Here is a 20,318-nt window from a genome sequence, read left to right as displayed (position 1 = left end):
CCATATGCTGTCCCATCGGGCATACGTAATAGTCACCTTCCGCATTATAGTGTAGGTTATTTCTGTTAAAATCGTCCTTTCCATTTTTCTTTTTCTTGGATTTGTAGCTCTGTTCCTCTTTCTCCCTGTCCATTTTCGTGAAGTCCGGTGGTGTTGGATCTTTGTCCTCTTCATCGGCCACGCTCTGGGCGTACTGCCAAAGCTCTTCCAGCTGTTCTGACATTTTCTCCCTGCGCGTTTTGATGGCATTGCCCCATACAAAGGTGTACCGACCTGCCATAGACTCTATCTTGGTGCCATCGGTAAAGACTTCCTTAAGGGTGACCAGTCCTTCCTCGGCCAGGAGCAGTACCACCTGCTTGAAGATATCCTTGAAGATGGGCTTGAGTTTTTTGCTACGGAAACGGGCGATGGTGTTGTGATCGGCTACCTGTCGGGCGGACTGCCACATATAATTGATGTTCTCGCGCATGGCCTTTTCGATCTTCCTGGAGGAGTAGGTGTTGTCCATATAAGCATAGACCATTACCTTGAGCATCATTTTGGGATGGTAGCTCGGTTTACCCTCCCGGCTGTACTCTGCAACGAGCAACCCTAGGTCAAGTTGTTCGATTACCCCATTGACCACACGCACCGGATGGTTCTCTGGGATCAGTTCTTCTATGCTGGGGGGAAAAAGCCAATTTTGCTGTTGGTTGTAATCTTGAAAATTGGTATTCATACGTCTGGTTATCAGACTATAATTTACGCTAAATACAGGATAAAAACAAGCAAATGCTCCTGTATATTCAATAAAAAAGCTGGCCCGGTTATGAGACAGCTTCTTATGCCCTTAAAGAACAGAACAATTCTGCTTCATACCTATAAATGTTAGTTCTTTGCCGTACTGTCTTTTTTTTGCGTGTCCTTCTTTGCGGTATCGCTCGAAGCGGTATCGACAGCTTCTTGTCGCTCGCCTTTCCATTCCCTGGCCTGCTCCATGCCCTCTTGTTTGCTTTCCATTATGTCCTCGTTAGGCGTCTCTGTCTTTGAAGGTGCTGTTTTATTTTGCTTGCAGGAAACAATCATAAAAACTGTAATCATCATAAGTGCTATCAACCATTTATTTTTCATCAGTATGCTTTTTTAATTATTTATTCAATGAAATTCACTTAAAGTTGACATAAATAATTTGAACACATTGACCATATCCGTAGAAAAATTAGCTGAAAAGAATTATTAGTACAGCTTGTTCACTCCATAGAAATCGATTCCCACTCAGTTATCTACCCTAGGGCATTTCAGTCAATAACAATCTAGGGTTCACGTAGTAGTCTTCAATAATACTTAAACTTAATCCTGAAATATCTCTTTATTGATGGGATATTGCTCCATAAAAGCAATAGTTTTTACAATATCGTCATGAAAAATACGGTCTTCATCAACAAAAGTCACTTGTTGCGTATATGCTTTGAAAAGTTTTTCTATGGTTTTAGAAGATTTTGCCGGACGCCTAAATGCCAAGGCTTGAGAAGCGTTTAACAATTCTATGGCCAAAATCGATTTAATGTTCTGCATAATCTTGTAGCATTTGGTAGCGGCATTGGCTCCCATGCTTACGTGGTCTTCTTGTCCGTTTGAAGAAACAATGGTATCTACACTTGCGGGAGTGGCCAGTTGTTTGTTCTGGCTTACAATACTGGCGGCCGTGTATTGCGGAATCATTAAACCGGAATTTAAGCCGGGATCATTCACTAAACAGGAAGGAAGCCCCCTTTGTCCGGATATCAATTGGTACGTTCTCCTTTCAGAGATACTTCCCCATTCGGCAAGTGCTATTCCCAGATAATCAAGGGCCATTGCCAAAGGTTGCCCATGAAAATTACCGCCAGAAACAATCTCGTCCTGTTCCACAAAAATATTCGGGTTATCGGTTACCGAGTTTATTTCGGTTTTAAACACTTTCCGCACATGGGCAAGCACATCTTTGGAGGCCCCGTGCACTTGCGGCATACACCTAAATGAATAAGGATCCTGAACCTGTATTTTTTTCTGTTGGGAAATTTCGCTTCCTTCAATAAAACTTAGAATACGGGCGGCCGTTTTTATTTGTCCGCGGTGTGGTCTCACTAAATGAATCAATTTATTGAAAGGCTCTGTAAGTCCGTTAAATGCATCCAGCGACATGGTCCCTATAAGATCGGCCAGGTACGAAAGTTTATAGGCATTTATAATGCACCACACGCCATAAGCACTCATAAACTGAGTTCCGTTAAGCAATGCCAACCCCTCTTTGGACTGAAGTTCGATTGGTTTCCATTTTTTTTCTTTGTAAACTTCTTCTGAAGAAATCCGTTTTCCCTTAAAATAAACCTCTCCTTTTCCAAGCAACGGAAGCGACAAATGGGCCAAAGGCGCCAAATCTCCCGATGCGCCAAGGGAGCCTTGAGTATAGACTACCGGAACGATGTCTTCATTATAAAAATCTATCAACCTGCATACCGTTTCCAACTGAACGCCACTGTGCCCATAACTCAATGACTGAATTTTAAGCAACAGCATCAATTTAACGATTTCCCGGGGTACCAAATCGCCGGTACCACATGCGTGCGACATTACCAGATTTTCCTGTAATTTGCTTAAATGCGTATCGACAATTTTTACATTACACAAGGAACCAAAACCCGTATTAATGCCATAAACCGGTTTTTTGTCGGAAGCAATTTTATGATCTAAAAACTCCCTGCACTTTTTTATATTAAGTTTGGCCTCATCAGACAGTTTCAGCTTCAATTTTTCATTGCTAATAGTAGCTATGGTCTCAATATCTAAAACGTCTGAACTTATATAATAAAAATCTTCCATTAAACTGTGTAATAAATGTGCGCAAAAATCTGTATTCCCATTTAATTATGCAAAAAAACCGAATATTAATTGGTCCGGTGTTGATTGTTAGGTTATCTATTCAAGGTTTTAGGTTTGTTGTTATGTTGTTGAGAGTTGAGAGGCCAGAGGGTCAAAGTTCAACAATTAACAGTTAACTATTAACTAACCCCTAATAACTCTTCCCTCATCCCTAACAACTATTAACAAAAAATTATTCGGCATTGCCCTCCATATAATCCACGGGGTCTTTCTTGATGAGATCCAAAAAAGCATCTCCTGTAAAATCTATTAAATCGGTTGCAGTCAAGGCTTCCACGCCAGCACGCAAAACGGCCAAATCGCCCGCTTTTCCATGAATATAGACCCCAAGTACGGTTGCATCAAAAAGTGTATATCCCTGCGCCAATAACCCACAAATAATACCGGTTAGCACATCTCCGCTTCCGCCGGTTGCCATTCCCGGGTTCCCGGTTGAATTAAAACTCATTTTTTCGTGGTAAACCGTAACGGTATAGGCCCCTTTTATTAAAATCACAACATCGTTTTCGGTAGAAAACTGTTTTGTTTTTTCCAACTTATCGTAATCGTCTTTCCAAACCCCTATTAAACGCTCCAATTCCTTGGGGTGTGGCGTTAAAACGGCTTTTCCTTTTATAAACTGAATCAGTTCTTTATTTTCTGATAAAATATTAATGCCATCGGCATCTATTACCAATGGTGCTTTGTTTCTTTTTAAAAACGAAGTAAATGCTTTTATCGTTTTGGGATGTTTTCCCAATCCTGGCCCAATGCCTATCACGCTTGGGTCGATACTAAAGTTGATATCGGTTATAAAATTGTCGTTAACATCTGTAACGACCATGGCTTCGGGAAATGCTGTTTGAATGGTTTGATAGCCACATTTGGGCACAAAAGCCGTTACCAACCCAGAACCTGCATGCAAAGCGGCTTCGCTGCACATTAAGGCCGCTCCTATTTTTCCATAGCTCCCCCCAATAATAAGGGAATGCCCATAGGTGCCCTTATGGGAAAAACGGTCCCGTGGCTTATATTTGTTTAAAACTGCCCATTTGTCTACATACTCTAAATTACTTGGCTCTTCGTATAAAAACTGTGTGTCTTGACCAATGTCCAAAACCTCCCAATATTGTGTGTACCTACCCGTTTCAGGCAAAAGAAAAGGCAATTTTGGCAGTTGAAACGTTAATGTATAATCTGCCTTTACAACAGCATCTTCCGTAGTTATGCCTTTATCCATATACAAACCCGAAGGAATATCTATGGAAAGTACAAAAGCCCGGTTTTTGTTTATATGATGAATCAATTTACTAACCCATGTTATTGGCGGCCTGTTTAGGCCTATTCCAAAAATGGCGTCTACAACAATATCATTAGATTCAATAAAGGGTAAATCATCGTCCTCGGTTAAGAGCTGTGGCCAATATTTTAAGTTTTTAATCCTGTCGAAGTTCAGTAGAAAATCTTTGGACCTGTTATCGCTAAAGTTCACCACATATACCGAAATGGCATAACCTTGTTCCAGTAAATACCTGGCAACCACCAACCCGTCGCCTCCATTGTTTCCTATCCCACAAAATAGGTGAATTTTAACATCGCTGCCGTTTAATTGACGGTGCATCCATTTAAAAACAGCTTTTCCTGCCCTTTCCATTAGCTCCCCACTGCTAATATTTTGTCTTTCGATTGTATATTTATCAGCAAGACGTATCTGTTCAACAGAAAAAATTTTCATTTTATAATAAATCTTTAGTTAAATTATTAAATTCTTAATAATAACTTTTTAGTTTTTTTAATACTATAAAAGTACTACATTTGACAACGAATACGAGTAAACAAATGCAAAGTTTTAAAAAAATACATGCCACATCTACTTTCCCGATCGGGAACGCATGTATTATTTCTATTATTCGTAACACTACCATTATTACCCCTTTTGGGGTATAACATATTACATATCGTCCATAATCCATATTTGTTTTTTACAACAAAACGGGAACATTTACATAAAATACACATCCTTTATTTCAACATACATCCATTTACGTTGTATCTTGATACTAAAAACAAAAAAATAAAATACTGACTAATGAAAGTTTTAAAATTTGGCGGCACATCGGTAGCAAACGCTCAAAACATAGAAAAGGTAAAAAATATTGTTGCCAATTCTTCAAAGAACGAAAAAGCTGTGGTTGTTGTCTCTGCTTTTGGTGGGGTGACGGACATGCTCATAAAAGCATCGTTATTGGCAGCCTCTCAAAACGAATCGTACAAAAACGTTCTTGAAGAAATTGAGGACAAGCACCTTAAAACCATTCAGGAGCTAATCGACATAAATAATCAAAGTAAGGTTATAAGTAATGTAAAAAGGGAACTCAATGTCTTGGAGACCCTGCTTGAAGGTGCCTTTTTAATTGGGGAAACCACTCCTAAACTATTAGATAAAATTGTTGGTTATGGAGAATTATTGTCTTCTTACATCATAAATGAATATTTTATAAAAGAAGACATTGACAGCGTACATAAAAATAGCAAACTATTAATAAAAACCGACGACAGTTTTGGCAAGGCCGTTATAGATTTTAAGGCCACCAACGAACTTTGCGAAAATTACTTCGGCACAGTTACCTACCAGGTTATCGTGGCACCCGGTTTTGTTGCGTCATCGGCCAAAGGAGAAGCGACCACTTTGGGGCGTGGCGGATCTGATTATACCGCTGCCATAATTGCCGCAGCCGTAAATACCGAGACACTGGAAATATGGACAGACGTGAGCGGGATGTATACCGCCAACCCAAAATTGGTAAAGCAAGCCTTTGCCATTCCTCATATTTCTTACGAAGAGGCCATGGAACTGTCTCATTTTGGCGCCAAGGTGCTTTACCCGCCAACAATCCAACCGGTATTGTCCAAAGGAATTTCAATCCATATAAAAAATACTTTTGCCCCAGAAGAAGAAGGGACCTTAATTACAAAAAGCTCCAACGGAAAAGCACGTGCAGTTAGGGGAATAAGCCATGTGGAAAATATTTCGCTCCTTTCTCTTGAAGGAAGTGGAATGGTTGGTATCCACGGAATATCTAAACGTTTTTTTGAAGTACTTTCTGAAGCTAAAGTGAGCGTAGTATTTATTACCCAAGCTTCTTCAGAACATTCTATTTGCATCGGAGTTGCCTCTGATGATGCCGAAAAAGCCAAAAGTGCCTTAGAAAAGGCATTTGAATACGAAATGACCCTAAAGAAAATCAACCCGGTAATGGTTGAAAACGACTTGGCCATTATTGCTTTGGTAGGCGATAACATGAAAAGCCACCAAGGTTTAAGCGGACGCATGTTCAGTGCATTAGGAAAAAACAACGTCAACATCCGGGCCATAGCTCAAGGGGCTTCCGAAAGGAATATTTCGGCAGTTATCAATAAAAACGATGTAAAAAAAGCGCTCAACACTTTGCACGAGCAATTTTTTGAAGACAATGTAAAACAACTCAACCTATTTGTAATGGGCGTTGGGAATGTTGGTGAAAAATTCTTGGCTCAAATCGAGCAACAGCGCAAATTTTTAAAGAAGCAATTAAAATTGAACATCCGTGTGGTTGCGCTTTCCAATTCCAAAAAAATGGTTTTTGACGAAAATGGGCTGGATTTAAAAAACTGGAAAGAGTTATTAAATAATGGCGAAAAAACCGGTTTGGATGCTTTTTATCAAAAAGTAAAAGAACTCAACCTCCGCAATAGTATTTTTGTTGACAACACCGCCAACGAAGCCGTTGCAAAAACATACGAAAACTATTTAAACGACAGTATTTCTGTTGTAACTTGTAATAAAATTGCAGCTTCTTCTCCATATAAAAACTATTTAAAGTTAAAAGAACTTTCAAGGCAATACAATGCCCCTTTCCTTTTTGAAACCAATGTAGGAGCAGGATTGCCAATTATAGACACGCTAAAGCACTTAATCGCCTCTGGCGACAAAATAACCAAAATACAAGCCGTTCTTTCGGGAAGCCTTAATTTTGTATTCAATAATTTTAATGACAAAACCGATTTTCATGAAGTGGTGAAGCAAGCACAAGATGAAGGCTATACAGAACCAGATCCTAAAATTGATCTAAGCGGAATTGATGTCATGAGAAAAATATTGATTCTTGCCCGGGAAAGCGGAAACGAACTCGATATTGAACAAATTGAAAATGAAGCCTTTTTGCCACAAGAAAGCTTGGACACCAGCAATGTTGACGATTTTTACAAATCATTGGTTAAAAACAAAGCGCATTTCGACACTATTTACAAAGAAGCGGCCAACAAGGACTGCCGACTTAAATATGTAGCGCAATTTGAAAACGGCAAGGCCAAGGTTGGGTTACAGCATGTACCGCAAGGCCATCCGTTTTACAACTTGGAAGGAAAAGACAATATTGTACTTTTCTTTACAGAAAGATATAGCGAACAGCCCTTGCTCATTAAAGGTGCCGGTGCCGGTGCAGATGTTACGGCTTCCGGTATTTTTGCAGATATCATAAGAATTGGTAATTTTTAATCATGAACGAGATTAAATTATTCTGTCCCGCCACCATTGCCAATGTTTCCTGTGGCTTTGATGTTTTAGGGCTCTGTTTAGAAAGTACCGGAGACGAAATGATTATAAGGAAAACTTCGCAAAAAGGAGTGCGCATTTCTAAAATCACCGGGCAGGAACTTCCTTTGGAAGCCCAAAAAAACGTTGCGGGCGTAGCTGTTCTAGCCATGCTTAATGAAATTGAAAGTGATTTTGGGTTTGAAATTGAAATCATTAAAAAAATTAAGCCCGGAAGCGGTATTGGAAGCAGTGCCGCAAGTGCCGCTGGTGCAGTTTATGGGGTAAATTTACTTCTCGATAAACCTTTTACAAAAAATCAATTGGTTGCCTTTGCCATGCAAGGTGAAGAATTGGCAAGCGGCGCACCGCATGCCGATAATGTTGCGCCGGCACTTTTGGGCGGTTTCACTTTGGTAAAAGGATACGAACCTTTGGAAGTGCTTAAATTAAACACTCCAAAGGAGCTTTTTGCAACGGTTATTCATCCGCAAATAGAAGTAAAAACAGCCGATGCGCGCTCAGTAATCAAACAAAATATCCCGTTGAAAAAAGCCATTAAACAATGGGGTAATTTAGCTGGATTGGTAAGTGCTCTTTACACCGAAGATTACGATTTAATTTCAAGGTGTTTGCACGACGAAATTGTGGAGCCCATGCGCAGTCCGTTAATACCCGGCTTTCACAAAGTAAAGGAAGCCGCAAAAGAGGCAGGAGCCCTCGGAAGTGGAATTTCAGGTTCCGGGCCTTCCATTTTTGCACTGTCAAAAGGCGGGGAAACTGCAAAAAAAGCTGCAAAAGCCATGGCCGAAGTTTACAAAGATTTTGGGGTAGATTACGATATTCATGTATCAAAAATCAACACCAAAGGCGTAAGGCTTTTGTAAATAAATACCGAAGTGATTTAAAAATGGCTTACAATTAAACGCGTTGATGCTTTTGATTGAAATAAAAAATACAAACAACGAACACCGATAAAATGAAATATTACAGTCTAAACGACACTAAAAATAATTCCGTTACCAGTTTTGAAGAAGCTGTAGTAAAAGGAATTGCCCCAGACAGGGGCCTATATTTCCCTAACGAAATAAAACCGCTTGACAAAGATTTTATTGATAATATCGAGCAATATTCAAACGAAGAAATTGCATTTAAAGTAATTCATCAATTTGTAAACGGTGAAATTCCAGACGGGGAATTAAAGAAAATTGTAAAAGAGACATTGTGCTTCGACTTCCCAACGGTAAAAATTGAAGACAATGTATATTCCCTGGAGCTCTTTCATGGACCCACAATGGCATTTAAAGATATTGGGGCACGCTTTATGGCACGTTGTCTGGGATATTTCAACAGAAATAAAAAAAATGAAACCGTTACCGTTTTGGTGGCAACTTCTGGAGATACCGGTGGTGCAGTGGCCAGCGGTTTTTTAGGGGTAAAAGGTGTAGAAGTTGTTATTCTTTACCCTAGCGGAAAAGTAAGCGATATACAGGAAAAACAGTTAACAACGTTAGGGCAAAATATTACCGCACTGGAAGTAGATGGTGTTTTTGATGATTGCCAGGACATGGTTAAAACAGCCTTTTTGGACCCTGATTTAACAGCTGAAAATTTAACCTCGGCAAACTCAATCAATGTAGCCCGTTGGCTGCCGCAAATGTTTTATTTTTTCTTTGCGTACAAACAGTTAAAATCCAAACACCAAGAATTGGTTTTTTCGGTCCCAAGTGGAAATTTCGGGAACATCTGTGCAGGGATCATGGCTCACAAATTAGGGCTTCCAGTAAAGCATTTTGTTGCTTCTACCAATATTAACGACACCGTTCCGCAATATATGGCTACGCAAAAATACAGCCCCAAAGCTTCGCAACAAACCATCTCGAACGCCATGGATGTTGGAAATCCAAGCAATTTTATAAGAATACAAACTTTACTGGATAACAATTTTGAAAAATTGGGAGAACTGTTTTCTTCATATAGTTTTACCGATGAAGCCACCAAAAAAACCATGCAGGCCATTTACAAGACTTCGCAGTATGTTGCCGATCCGCACGGGGCCGTTGGGTACATGGGCCTAAAACAGTATTTAAACGAAGACAAAAATACTTTGGGGATATTTTTGGAAACAGCCCACCCGGTTAAGTTTTTAGACGTTGTTGAAGAAACGCTAGATGTTACGGTACCAATTCCCGAACAGATAAAGACCGTAATCGACAGAAAAAAAGTTAGCCATTCCGTAAAAAATTACGAAGCGTTAAAATCTTTTTTAAAAAATAGGGAACAACTAAAATAAATACTGGATTTATATCCAACCGCATCATTTTAACAAAACAGTAAGGTTATTTATTAAACATACGTTAAATTTAAATGTATTCCTGCAAATTCTTTTTTAAGTGGACAGATAATTATTAACCTTGTTGTTTAATTACGAGAAATTTAAATTAGAAATTATGTTAGCAGCAAAAAAAATTAAAATAGCCCTCTTGTTTGTAACTTTAATAGGCAGTGCAGGCTTGTTTGCCCAAGTTCAACAACCTGCCGCTCCCGAGCAGGCAACCAACGTTTCTGATGCCGAATTGGAAAACTTTGCCACAGCTTATATGGGAATGCAGATGGAAAACCAAAAAGCGCAACAAAAAATCATGAAAACCATTGAAGGCCAAGGATTGGAAGTTGAGCGCTTTCAGGAAATACAAGAAGCAACTGCCGACCCAAATAAGGAAGTAGATGCTACCGAAGAGGAAAAAACCAAGCATAAAAATGCAATTGCCGAAATTGAAAAAATGCGTCCGGAGTTTGAATCCAAAATGGAAGCCATAATTAAAGACAGCGGTTTGACCGTAGAACGTTACCAGGCCGTTGGAGCAGCCATTCAAGCAGATAAGGCATTACAGCAAAAGCTACAGGGCATTATGGTGAAAAAAACCCAAGGATAGCCAGTAAATTAGTATAATTCAAAATTAGAATACCCGACTAAGCAAATTTAGTCGGGTATTTTTTATTTTAAACCTGAGTTCGATTATTACAACTTAACAATTCCTCCTGTTTTTACCGACTTGTCGCAGGCCAAGGCCACTTTTAAGCTATTAACGGCATCGTTCATATGGTCGCTTAGATCTGTATTGTTTTGTATGGCCTCTATAAAAAATTGCTGTTCACGGTTGCACAATTCTTGATGGTCCGGTTCATCGGTTAGATTGATCCATTTGTCTTCCCTTGTAAACTCGTTATCGGCATCGATATCGGCATAATGTACTTTTAGGCTCTCCGTTTTGGTATGACTGTCCACGTTGTCTGAAGCCCCTTCCCCACCAGCCTTATTGGCAACAATGGACACGCTTCCTTTTGGGCCGAACACATCTTTTACAAAAAAAGCCGTTTCGCTTATCATGGGGCCCCAACCGGCTTCGTACCAACCAACCGAACCATCGCTAAAATGTATTTGCAACTGACCATAATTGTAATTCCCCGCCGGAATATCATTGGTTAAGCGTGCCCCAATAGCAGCCACTTGTATGGGTTTGGCCTGGGTCATTTGGCACATAACATCTATGTAATGCACCCCACAATCTACAATCGGGCTCAAGCTTTTCATAAGGTTTTTATGTACGTTCCACATATAACCGTGGCTTTGCTGGTTTAAATTCATGCGCATAACCAATGGTTTGCCCATGGTGTGCGCCATTTCTATAAATTTTTGCCAAGAAGGATGATGGCGCAAAATATAGCCCACGACCACTTTTTTGTTCATCTTGTTGGCAACTTGTACTACGCGCTCGGCACCTTGGGCAGTATCGGCCAGGGGCTTTTCAAGAAATACGTGGCAGCCCATTTCCAGTGCAGCTATGCTGTATGCCTCGTGCGTATCGGGATATGTGGATATACATACCGCATCGGGACGGGTGGCGCCCAAGGCCCTGTAATAATCGGTAAAAAGTGGGTATTCATGGCCTAATTGAGCATTGAGTTTTTCTTTGCTCTCCCCGGTAGATACCAATCCGCATATGGTTATTTTATTTTTCATTGCATGATATGCTTTTGCATGAGATGCGCCCATATTCCCGCATCCAACTACCAATACTTTTAATTTGTTGGTATTCATTTTTTAAAATTTTATACTAAATTAAAATCTGCTATAAACATATAAAAAATATCGCAAGCGTAGCCATCTAGCCCCGACTGAGCGTATACCCCACCTGGCTGGAACACCAGACAGGTGTGTAATAGTGAAGGCGGGCAACAGCTTTTGCAAACATAACTTTTACCTTTATGCTCCCCATAAAAAACTTCGCCATTTTATTCTTTATTGGTTTGTTTTATTTCTGAGGATATTTTAAATAATTTTGCAACGCCTAACGTATAGGCATTGTAACTTTAAATATACAAAAATGAAGAATATTGCTTTAACTGATACACATATTGAATTGGGTGCCAAAATGGTTCCGTTTGCAGGCTACAACATGCCGGTGCAATATGAAGGTGTTACTATTGAACATGAGACCGTAAGGGAACATTTGGGTGTTTTTGACGTAAGCCATATGGGGGAATTTCTTATTAGCGGGCCAAATGCCCTGACGCTTATCCAAAAGGTGAGCAGCAACGATGCCTCTAAACTTAGTATCGGGAAAGCACAATATTCTTGCCTGCCTAACGAAGATGGCGGGATTGTGGACGATTTGATTATTTACCAGATAAAGGAAGAACAGTTTTTGCTGGTGGTAAATGCCTCTAATATTGAAAAGGACTGGAACTGGATTTCTAAATATAATGAAGGGATCGGTGCCGAGATGCGAAATATTTCAGATGATTATTCGCTATTGGCCATCCAGGGTCCAAAGGCTGTGGAAGCTATGCAATCCATAACGCCTGTTGACCTTTCGGCCATTAAGTTTTATAATTTTGAAGTGGGCGAATTTGCCGGAATTCCACACGTAATTATTTCGGCAACGGGATATACCGGAAGCGGCGGTTTTGAAATTTACTGTAAAAACAGCGAAGTGGAACAGGTTTGGAACAAAGTATTGGAAGCCGGAAAAGATTTTGGCATAAAACCAATAGGCCTAGCCGCCAGAGATACGTTGCGCCTGGAAATGGGCTATTGCCTTTATGGAAACGATATTAATGACACCACCTCTCCTATAGAGGCCGGGCTTGGCTGGATTACCAAATTTACAAAGGACTTTGTGAATGCCGAAGCCCTGAAAGAGCAAAAGGAAAATGGCGTTGCCAAAAAACTTGTAGGTTTTGAAATGATAGAACGAGGAATCCCTAGAAACGGGTACGAAATTATTAACAACTCTGATGAGATTATCGGGAACGTTACCAGTGGAACCATGGCCCCATCGTTGGGCAAAGGTATAGGCATGGGATATGTAAAAACCAGCTATGCCAAAGAGGGAACCACCATATATTTGCAGATACGAAAGAAAAAAGTGGAAGCAAAAATTGTTAAACTTCCATTCTATAAAAATAAATAAGGAAACTATAAGTTCTCCTAAAAAAAGAAAGATAGCATTTATTGAAAAAGATATTAATATTAGGGGCAAGCGGATTTATTGGAGGGGCAATTTACAAAGAACTGTGCGCCTATTATGATACTTATGGCACTTACCATACGGGAAAGATATACTCCAATAACAAGCATTTTTTCCGTTTTGACATGGAAAACGACGACCTTATCGATATTGTAACCAAGGTTCGCCCTAATGTTATCATTTCTGCCCTAAGAGGGGATTTTGAAGCACAAATAGATACGCATCAAGATATTGCAGATTATTGCAGGGCGAGCAATAGCAAGGTTATTTTTTTATCATCGGCCAATGTTTTTGATGCGTTTAGCAATTTTCCATCGTATGAGTTCGACAAAACCCTGTCAATGAGCACCTATGGAAAGTTTAAGATAAAAATAGAAACGGCTTTAATGCAGCTTCCCGAGAAAAATTACACCATTGTAAGGTTGCCAATGGTTTTCGGGAGCCATTCGCCACGTATTAAAGAACTAAAATATTTTATCGACAAAAAAGAGGCTTACGAAGTTTTTCCAGACTTGGTAATGAATGTTGCCTATGCCGACAAGCTTTCGCAACAAATACATTATATTGTGAACAGAAACCGAAAAGGAATATACCATTTAGGAAGTTCGGACCTGATACATCACGATGAATTTATAAAAGAAGCCATTGAAGCATTGGGTTATGAAAAACCTTTGCTGAAAAACGTATATACCTCTAATTTCGACAGGTTTTTGGCGGTACTCCCAAAAGACAACAAACTGCCAAAACACCTTAATTTTAGTCATTTTGACGTAATAAACGAGTTGAAGGTTAAATAAACCCCTGCAAATTAAACATTGGCTGTATAACTTCTTACCTTTACAAAAAGACATTATATGAAAACTTTAAGCGAAAAAGATATACAAGAACGCATAGCAAAACTAGATTATTGGGATTATGAAGAAGGCTATTTGGTAACGTCGTTGGATTTTAAAGACTTTGCCGATGCCTTTGCCATGATGACGCGTATTGCTTTTGAAGCACAAGCACAAAATCATCATCCCGAATGGAGCAACGTATACAACAACCTAACCATTAGGCTGAACACGCACGATGCAGATGGCATTACCGAAAAAGACTTTGCATTGGCCAATAAGATTGAAGAAATTATTAAAGGGTAATTGCCTATTGATGATTGTTGCTAGTACCTTGGCGAAAGCACACGAGGCATTAAATGGAAAAATATATAACATTCAGACGCAAGCGTCTGGGCATCTTAAATCTCACATAGTGAGTGAACAGCAAATAAAGAGTTGCATATTGTAAAAGGCATTATTAAAAAACTGCTGATACATTCGCCAGAGTTTGGTCGTTGGTAAGTTTCAACTTTATAACTTTCAACTTTTAAACTCTTTATTTATTTTTGCTGGGAAATTATAATTAAGGATATTTTATGGGAAGAGCTTTTGAGTTTAGAAAAGCAAGGAAAATGAAGCGTTGGTCTGCTATGGCCAAAACGTTTACGCGTTTAGGGAAAGACATCGTAATGGCCGTTAAAGAAGGAGGTCCCGACCCAGATGCCAATGCACGGTTAAGGGCCGTTATACAAAATGCCAAGACGGCAAACATGCCCAAGGATAATATTGAAAGGGCCATAAAACGTGCTTCTGATAAAAACACCGAAGACTACAAAGAGGTTTTATTTGAAGGCTATGCCCCCCATGGAATTGCCATTTTAATTGAAACCGCCACAGACAACAACAACCGCACGGTTGCCAACATACGGAGCTATTTTAACAAATGTAACGGAAGTCTGGGAACCAGTGGGTCTGTTGAATTTATGTTCGATCATACCTGCAATTTCAGGATTCCCGCCGAAGGCATCGACCCAGAAGAATTGGAATTGGAAATGATCGATTTTGGCGCCGAAGAAGTTTTTACCGATGAAGACGGCATTTTAATTTATGCCCCATTTGAAAGTTTTGGAGCCATACAGAAAGAACTGGAAGGGCGTGGAATTGAAATTCTTTCGTCAGGATTTGAGCGTATTCCGCAGGTAACCAAGAAATTGAATGAAGAAGAAGTTGCCGATGTGGAAAAACTTCTGGAAAAAATTGAAGAAGATGACGATGTCCAGAATGTTTACCATACCATGGAGGAATCAGGAGATTAATTCTTCATCAAAAGAATATTCAGGTATTTTTCCTATCACCCCCGAATAATTACGGTACATAAAATTAAAGTCGGATTTCATATCATCTGACGGACAAAAAGGAGGTTCTATTCGGACCTCTTTATTTTTATAATCAAACGCTGTCATGACAATTGGCACCTTTGCCCCTTTGGCAATATAATAAAACCCCGTTTTCCATTCTGTTACCTTTTTCCTTGTTCCTTCAGGGGCTATTGCAAGCCTAAACTCATTACGTTCTTCAAACAAAGAAACAATGGCATCTACCGTATTGCTGTTTTTGGACCGGTCTATGGGCGCTCCGCCCGTCCATTTAAAATACCAACCGAGCGGTGTGTTAAACAGCTCTTTCTTGGCCACATAATTTATAGGAATATTAACCATGCTCCGTACCAATACCCCTATATAAAAATCGTGCCAGCTGGTATGCGGCACGACTATTATAATATATTTTGATAATGGAGGAAATTCACCAATAAGCTTCCAACCCAATAATTTGTAGAAAATCCATTTAGAAATTTCTTTCATTACATTTTCTCGTATAAACTACGTAATTTCTCGGGAGTTATGGTATCCTTCCAATTTTTCCCACATGCATTTTCCCATAAGGGATCCATCCCCATAGAAACATTAATCATAGTATCAAAGTCAGCATCGGTAAGGTTAGCGCACAGACCTGTTGGAAGTACAATTCCATGTTTTTCTTTCATTTTTTTGAACTGCGCCACGCCTTCTGGGTAAAATCCTTCCAAATGGTCGAAAACAATACAATTCCCGATACCGTGTTTGGTCCCCAACAAGTAAGAAAGCCCATAACTCATGGCATGTGCCACCCCAACCTGGGAGTAGGCAATACTCATCCCGCCGTGCCAAGAAGCCATCATTAATTTATCCTGGGCTTCCTCGGTCGTGAGATTACCGTTGTAAAATACTTCATCGCAAAGTTCCTGTGCCTTTTCTCCATAACTTTGGCTAAAGGCATTTAGATAAGTTCCGTTTAACGATTCAATACAGTGAATATAGCAATCCATTCCCGTGTAAAACCATTGGTCTTTGGGAACTCCTTTTGTTAGTTCCGGGTCCAGCACCACTTGATCGAAAGGGGTATAGTCTGAATTTATCCCCAATTTTTTATCTGGTCCCGTAAGTACGGTAGTCCGTGATACTTCTGCGCCCGTTCCGCTTATCGTGGGGATTCCCACATGGTATATTGCCTCGTTCTTTACCAAGTCCCATCCTTGGTAATCGGCCGAACTTCCTTGGCTGGTAAGCATAATAGAAACGGCTTTGGCAATATCCATTACAGTACCGCCGCCAATACCTATTATTCCGGAAGGCATTTGAGTGGCATCTTGCCTAATTTTTTCAACAAGTGCATCTACCTGATCGGTTTTAGGTTCTTCATCCGTAGGGATAAAAATAATTTGGTCGTTGAACAACAAGGGTATTCTTGATAAAATCCAATTGTCATTTTCAAAAACATCATCGACCAAAAAAATAAAAGGAGCTTCGTCGCTTTTACGTTTTGGCATTAATATTTCATCAAGTTGGCTAAAGCACCCACGCCCGAAAACCACTTTAGGAACCATTGGAAAATTTTTATACTTCATGTACGCTTCTTCAGTTTTTATTATTAACGATGTTCTTCTTCCATTTCCATCAATTGAAGGACATCTTTTATTTTTTCTACTTTTATATAGGTATCGTTATCTTCTTCATTTTTTACCATTTCGTGTGCCCATGTGGTATGGAAGGGAACGTGAATTGCTTTGGCCCCAATATTTACCAACGGTAACACGTCCGACTTCAAGGAATTTCCTATCATTAAAAACTCCTTGACGTCTATTTCTAAATGATCTAATAAATTTTTATAGTTTTCTTCTTTCTTATCACTTAAAACTTCTATATGGTGAAAATATTTTGAAAGTCCGGATTTTTCTAGTTTTCGTTCTTGATCCAGCAAGTCGCCTTTTGTTAAAAGGATAACCCGGTATTTTTGCGATAAAGCCTGCAATACTTCCTCTACACCATCCAACAGTTCAACTGGTTTATTGATCATCTCTTTACCTAGATTCAAAATTTTGGAAATGGTTGCATTGTTTACCTTGTTATTTGACAAATCTATGGCACTTTCTATCATAGAAAGCATAAAACCCTTAATTCCGTATCCATAGGTCTCCAAATTCTGCATTTCCATTTTAAAGAGCTCTTGGTCGATTTTGTTTTCTGTTTCGTAAGACGAAAGCAGTTTTGCAAACTCGTGTTCGGCATCCCTAAAATAGGTTTCGTTTACCCACAAGGTATCATCGGCATCAAAACCGATAATTTTTATGTCCTTATAGTTTATTTCCATACTTTTTTGGCTCTTTCAAGGTCTTCTGGGGTGTCTATTTCTATACCTTCGCTATCGGTTTCCACCATTTTTATTTTCTTTCCATATTCTAAATAACGAATAGCTTCAATTTTTTCGGTAGCTTCCAAAGAGCGCATGGGCAACCGCTGAAAATCTACAATTGCCTGTTTTCTAAATGCATATACACCTTTATGTTTAAAATACCTTACATGGATGTTTTTATCTCTTGGATATGGAATGGGAGAACGGGAAAAGTACAAGGCAAACCCACGTTCGTCGGTAATTACTTTTACGGTATTGGGGTTGCTTATTTCTTCCCAATCTTCAATTTTGGTCATAAGAGAGGCCAAATCGATTTCCTTTTGGGCATCTTCCTTAAAAACCTCTATTACTTTTTCCAGGCTTTCCCTATCGGTAAAAGGCTCATCGCCCTGTACATTGACAACGATATCCACATCCATGTTTTCAACAGCTTCGGCTATTCTATCGCTGCCACAATCGTGCTCTTTTATACTCATAATAGCTTTTCCGCCATTATTTTCAATTTCCTTAAAAATAATATCGCTATCGGTTACCACAAAAACATCGTCGAAAAGGCCGGTATTTACGGCTGCCTTGTAGGTACGTAAAATTACGGTCTCGCCCCCAAGGTCCTGCATAAGCTTTCCGGGGAATCGTGAAGCGGCATATCTGGCCGGTATCATTGAAATTATCTTCATTAGTTGAAAAACCTTTATGAATTAACAAAAATAAGAGATAAAATTGAGAATTTAGTTGCTCTTACCCCCTAGTTTTTTATAAAACCAAAATATAAACATTAAAATAATGATAACCAACACAATAGCTACTATTGGTAAAAATATGGCCACCAAGGACAATGCTATGGAACCGCCTGTTTCCACCGTTGAAACAACGGGATTTCCAAGTCCCGCCGTTGCTACCGACGACGTTACCCTTGTTCCTGCCGAGGCCCCTTTTACAATGCTGGCTGTTCCCCCACCGGCAATAATTGCCAATGCCCATGTTACAACCGGGGAAAGCTCTGCCATGGTAGACGCCATGACCGCTGTTCCGGCTATTGCTGCCAATGGAACCGCAATGGTATCTAACAAATTATCTATAAAAGGGATATAATAGGCAAAAATTTCCAGTACCATGGCCGCCGCCAAGGCTATCAATGCCGGAACAGAACCAATCCATTCCCAGTGCTCGCTTAAATTTATAATATCGAAATGGCCGACCAGACTTAAAACAAACAATGGCAGAAAAACTCTGAACCCAACGGAAGCCGCCAGACCGATGCCCAGAAAAATACTTATAATAGCTTCTGATGTCATTCTTTTTAATATATGGGTAAAAAATGTTATTAAATGTAAGCATTTTACTTTTAATGGATGTCGGCAAAAAAATTATCTTTAAAACCAATTAAATACAATTTGTCTTTTGCCCTTGTTACGGCGGTATATAGCCACCGCAAATAATCTTTGTCTACCCCGTTTGGCAAATATGGCTGTTCTACAAATACCGTATTCCATTGCCCTCCCTGGCTTTTATGGCAAGTAACCGCATAGGAAAATTTTACCTGGAGCGCATTGAAATATTTGTTGTTTTTTACTTTTAAGAATTTTTTGTACTTGGACGTTTCGTCTTCATAATCTTTCATGACTTCTTGATATAACCTGTTACCATCTTCATAGGAAAGTGAAGGCGAATTAACATCCAACGTATCAAGGAGCAGTACGGTTTCAAAAGGTTTCATGTTGGGGTAATCTACCATTTGTACTTTTACTTCAGCAAACTTAAACCCGTACAGTTCCTTTATGGCGAAGATCTCAAGTACTTCAATTATATCGCCATTGGCAATAAAGCCGGCTTCAGAAGACGTTTTTACCCAATAATAATTGTTCTTTACTACCATTAAATAGTCTCCGGCAGCCAATTCATTGTCCAAAAAAAGAATCCTGCTCCTTATTTGCTGGTTGTACATATTTGCCCTTTTATTGGACCGCACGATAATGGCCGTTTCTTCTTTGCCGTTTTCGCTGTACGACTGGTTGATGGCATCCTGTATTTCATAACCGTCGATTAGCCGGACAATATCCGTAAAGTCTTTTACGTGAAATTGAAAATCATTTGCGTAATCGTCCTGCAATTGTTCCCTTAAATTGGTGGCGTTTAAAAGTATCCCCGAATTTAACTGTTGCCTTACCACTTCGTCCAGTTCTATTTTTTTTACTTCCTTATTGTAGTTAAGCGAAAGTTTGTTCTCGTCAAGAGCCGGGCTCAGGTATAAATTCACGGGCGGCAATTGTGCGGTATCGCCTATAAGGATGAGCTTGCAGTTATGCCCGGAATACACATACATCATTAAATCGTCGAGCAAGGAACCGTTCTCGAAAATTTTAGAGTCGGCGGACGAATCGGGAATCATGGAAGCTTCATCTACAATAAATATGGTGTTTTTATGTTTATTGGGCGCCAGGACAAACTTTACCCCGCCCCCACTTTGTTTTCTCGGGAAATAAATATGCTTGTGAATTGTAAAAGCCGTCCTGCCCGAATAGTTGGTAATTACCTTGGCCGCCCTTCCTGTGGGTGCCAAAAGTACCGATTTTCGCATGGTTTTCCACAAATTATGGACCATTGCACCAATTATGGTAGTTTTTCCGGTACCGGCAAACCCTTTCAGCAAAAACACCTCTTCCCTTTCTTCGGAATATATAAAATCTGAAAGTTGTTGAAGCACAACATCTTGCTTGTGCGTTGGGCTGTGCGGGAATTCTTCTTTTAGTAACTTATAAAATGATGCAGCGTCCATAAAATCTA

General features: G+C 39.6%; 19 protein-coding genes. 8 read left to right on the top strand and 11 right to left on the bottom strand.

The genetic code is table 11. The annotated features are described in order from the left end of the window. The 4 genes from PSF86_RS14840 to PSF86_RS14825 all read right to left on the bottom strand — a co-directional run. Positions 1–721: transposase (locus tag PSF86_RS14840; protein WP_277900880.1), on the bottom strand; the 721-nt coding region annotated here is incomplete at its 3' end. 149 nt (positions 722–870) lie between these two features. Beyond that, the gene (locus PSF86_RS14835; RefSeq protein ID WP_277900879.1) at positions 871–1,113 is read right to left on the bottom strand and encodes a hypothetical protein; all 243 of its coding nucleotides are present in this window, start codon (positions 1,111–1,113) and stop codon (positions 871–873) included. A 219-nt stretch (positions 1,114–1,332) separates the two neighbouring features. Continuing rightward, positions 1,333–2,844 (bottom strand): histidine ammonia-lyase, encoded by a 1,512-nt coding sequence (hutH, locus tag PSF86_RS14830; protein WP_277900878.1) that lies wholly within the window; start codon positions 2,842–2,844, stop codon positions 1,333–1,335. Between the two features lie 232 nt (positions 2,845–3,076). Next, a complete protein-coding gene (locus tag PSF86_RS14825; protein WP_277900877.1) occupies positions 3,077–4,618 on the bottom strand; it encodes an NAD(P)H-hydrate dehydratase in 1,542 nt (513 codons plus the stop codon). A 354-nt stretch (positions 4,619–4,972) separates the two neighbouring features. Between PSF86_RS14825 and thrA the strand changes: the two genes are divergently transcribed. The 4 genes from thrA to PSF86_RS14805 all read left to right on the top strand — a co-directional run bounded on the left by thrA (position 4,973) and on the right by PSF86_RS14805 (position 10,392). After that, positions 4,973–7,420 (top strand): bifunctional aspartate kinase/homoserine dehydrogenase I, encoded by a 2,448-nt coding sequence (thrA, locus tag PSF86_RS14820; protein WP_277900876.1) that lies wholly within the window; start codon positions 4,973–4,975, stop codon positions 7,418–7,420. Between the two features lie 2 nt (positions 7,421–7,422). Further along, entirely contained in the window at positions 7,423–8,343 is a 921-nt protein-coding gene (locus tag PSF86_RS14815; protein ID WP_277900875.1) for a homoserine kinase, read from the top strand. Between the two features lie 92 nt (positions 8,344–8,435). Further along, the gene (thrC, locus tag PSF86_RS14810) at positions 8,436–9,749 is read left to right on the top strand and encodes a threonine synthase (RefSeq protein WP_277900874.1); all 1,314 of its coding nucleotides are present in this window, start codon (positions 8,436–8,438) and stop codon (positions 9,747–9,749) included. Between the two features lie 157 nt (positions 9,750–9,906). Then, positions 9,907–10,392: a DUF4168 domain-containing protein gene (locus tag PSF86_RS14805; protein ID WP_277900873.1), complete on the top strand. Its 486-nt coding sequence runs from the start codon at positions 9,907–9,909 to the stop codon at positions 10,390–10,392. An 86-nt stretch (positions 10,393–10,478) separates the two neighbouring features. Here the strand turns inward: PSF86_RS14805 and PSF86_RS14800 are convergent, their stop codons facing one another. Further along, positions 10,479–11,558 (bottom strand): Gfo/Idh/MocA family protein, encoded by a 1,080-nt coding sequence (locus tag PSF86_RS14800; protein ID WP_277900872.1) that lies wholly within the window; start codon positions 11,556–11,558, stop codon positions 10,479–10,481. A 286-nt stretch (positions 11,559–11,844) separates the two neighbouring features. Between PSF86_RS14800 and gcvT the strand changes: the two genes are divergently transcribed. From gcvT to PSF86_RS14780, 4 genes are all read left to right on the top strand, one after another. After that, a complete protein-coding gene (gene gcvT / locus PSF86_RS14795; protein WP_277900871.1) occupies positions 11,845–12,933 on the top strand; it encodes a glycine cleavage system aminomethyltransferase GcvT in 1,089 nt (362 codons plus the stop codon). Between the two features lie 41 nt (positions 12,934–12,974). Continuing rightward, positions 12,975–13,787: a sugar nucleotide-binding protein gene (locus PSF86_RS14790; protein WP_277900870.1), complete on the top strand. Its 813-nt coding sequence runs from the start codon at positions 12,975–12,977 to the stop codon at positions 13,785–13,787. Between the two features lie 57 nt (positions 13,788–13,844). Beyond that, positions 13,845–14,129 (top strand): 4a-hydroxytetrahydrobiopterin dehydratase, encoded by a 285-nt coding sequence (locus PSF86_RS14785; protein ID WP_277900869.1) that lies wholly within the window; start codon positions 13,845–13,847, stop codon positions 14,127–14,129. A gap of 272 nt (positions 14,130–14,401) precedes the next feature. Beyond that, positions 14,402–15,121, top strand: a complete 720-nt coding sequence (locus PSF86_RS14780; RefSeq protein WP_277900868.1) for a YebC/PmpR family DNA-binding transcriptional regulator — start codon at positions 14,402–14,404, stop codon at positions 15,119–15,121. Here PSF86_RS14780 and PSF86_RS14775 read toward each other — a convergent pair. Genes PSF86_RS14775 through PSF86_RS14750 form a run of 6 tightly spaced genes read right to left on the bottom strand, consistent with a single transcriptional unit; the run spans position 15,110 to position 20,310 of the window. After that, a complete protein-coding gene (locus PSF86_RS14775; RefSeq protein WP_277900867.1) occupies positions 15,110–15,667 on the bottom strand; it encodes a 1-acyl-sn-glycerol-3-phosphate acyltransferase in 558 nt (185 codons plus the stop codon). The two genes, PSF86_RS14780 and PSF86_RS14775, sit on opposite strands and share 12 nt — an antisense overlap. Beyond that, entirely contained in the window at positions 15,667–16,749 is a 1,083-nt protein-coding gene (locus PSF86_RS14770) for an iron-containing alcohol dehydrogenase family protein (protein ID WP_277900866.1), read from the bottom strand. Before PSF86_RS14770 ends, PSF86_RS14775 begins: the two co-directional genes overlap by 1 nt. 23 nt (positions 16,750–16,772) lie before the next feature. Then, a complete protein-coding gene (locus PSF86_RS14765) occupies positions 16,773–17,492 on the bottom strand; it encodes an HAD family hydrolase (protein WP_277900865.1) in 720 nt (239 codons plus the stop codon). Continuing rightward, positions 17,483–18,211 carry a 3-deoxy-manno-octulosonate cytidylyltransferase gene (kdsB, locus tag PSF86_RS14760; RefSeq protein WP_277900864.1) on the bottom strand — a complete coding sequence of 243 codons (729 nt, stop codon included), beginning with the start codon at positions 18,209–18,211 and terminating at the stop codon, positions 17,483–17,485. Before kdsB ends, PSF86_RS14765 begins: the two co-directional genes overlap by 10 nt. A gap of 51 nt (positions 18,212–18,262) precedes the next feature. Next, a complete protein-coding gene (locus tag PSF86_RS14755; protein WP_277900863.1) occupies positions 18,263–18,829 on the bottom strand; it encodes a DUF4126 domain-containing protein in 567 nt (188 codons plus the stop codon). Positions 18,830–18,879: 50 nt separating this feature from the next. After that, positions 18,880–20,310, bottom strand: coding sequence for an ATP-dependent DNA helicase (locus PSF86_RS14750; RefSeq protein ID WP_277900862.1), 1,431 nt, complete (start codon positions 20,308–20,310; stop codon positions 18,880–18,882). Positions 20,311–20,318: the final 8 nt, after the last annotated feature.

The organism is Galbibacter pacificus (genome assembly GCF_029603165.1).
Taxonomy (GTDB): domain Bacteria; phylum Bacteroidota; class Bacteroidia; order Flavobacteriales; family Flavobacteriaceae; genus Galbibacter; species Galbibacter pacificus.
This window is presented reverse-complemented; position numbering and strand designations above follow the sequence as displayed.

What these genes read in the sequence shown, in the direction of transcription:
- PSF86_RS14835 (WP_277900879.1), bottom strand. Translation starts at nt 1,113, where the DNA reads ATGAAAAATAAATGGTTGATAGCACTTATGATGATTACAGTTTTTATG.
- hutH (WP_277900878.1), bottom strand. Translation starts at nt 2,844, where the DNA reads ATGGAAGATTTTTATTATATAAGTTCAGACGTTTTAGATATTGAGACC.
- PSF86_RS14825 (WP_277900877.1), bottom strand. Translation starts at nt 4,618, where the DNA reads ATGAAAATTTTTTCTGTTGAACAGATACGTCTTGCTGATAAATATACA.
- thrA (WP_277900876.1), top strand. Translation starts at nt 4,973, where the DNA reads ATGAAAGTTTTAAAATTTGGCGGCACATCGGTAGCAAACGCTCAAAAC.
- PSF86_RS14815 (WP_277900875.1), top strand. Translation starts at nt 7,423, where the DNA reads ATGAACGAGATTAAATTATTCTGTCCCGCCACCATTGCCAATGTTTCC.
- thrC (WP_277900874.1), top strand. Translation starts at nt 8,436, where the DNA reads ATGAAATATTACAGTCTAAACGACACTAAAAATAATTCCGTTACCAGT.
- PSF86_RS14805 (WP_277900873.1), top strand. Translation starts at nt 9,907, where the DNA reads ATGTTAGCAGCAAAAAAAATTAAAATAGCCCTCTTGTTTGTAACTTTA.
- PSF86_RS14800 (WP_277900872.1), bottom strand. Translation starts at nt 11,558, where the DNA reads ATGAATACCAACAAATTAAAAGTATTGGTAGTTGGATGCGGGAATATG.
- gcvT (WP_277900871.1), top strand. Translation starts at nt 11,845, where the DNA reads ATGAAGAATATTGCTTTAACTGATACACATATTGAATTGGGTGCCAAA.
- PSF86_RS14785 (WP_277900869.1), top strand. Translation starts at nt 13,845, where the DNA reads ATGAAAACTTTAAGCGAAAAAGATATACAAGAACGCATAGCAAAACTA.
- PSF86_RS14780 (WP_277900868.1), top strand. Translation starts at nt 14,402, where the DNA reads ATGGGAAGAGCTTTTGAGTTTAGAAAAGCAAGGAAAATGAAGCGTTGG.
- PSF86_RS14775 (WP_277900867.1), bottom strand. Translation starts at nt 15,667, where the DNA reads ATGAAAGAAATTTCTAAATGGATTTTCTACAAATTATTGGGTTGGAAG.
- PSF86_RS14770 (WP_277900866.1), bottom strand. Translation starts at nt 16,749, where the DNA reads ATGAAGTATAAAAATTTTCCAATGGTTCCTAAAGTGGTTTTCGGGCGT.
- PSF86_RS14765 (WP_277900865.1), bottom strand. Translation starts at nt 17,492, where the DNA reads ATGGAAATAAACTATAAGGACATAAAAATTATCGGTTTTGATGCCGAT.
- kdsB (WP_277900864.1), bottom strand. Translation starts at nt 18,211, where the DNA reads ATGAAGATAATTTCAATGATACCGGCCAGATATGCCGCTTCACGATTC.
- PSF86_RS14755 (WP_277900863.1), bottom strand. Translation starts at nt 18,829, where the DNA reads ATGACATCAGAAGCTATTATAAGTATTTTTCTGGGCATCGGTCTGGCG.
- PSF86_RS14750 (WP_277900862.1), bottom strand. Translation starts at nt 20,310, where the DNA reads ATGGACGCTGCATCATTTTATAAGTTACTAAAAGAAGAATTCCCGCAC.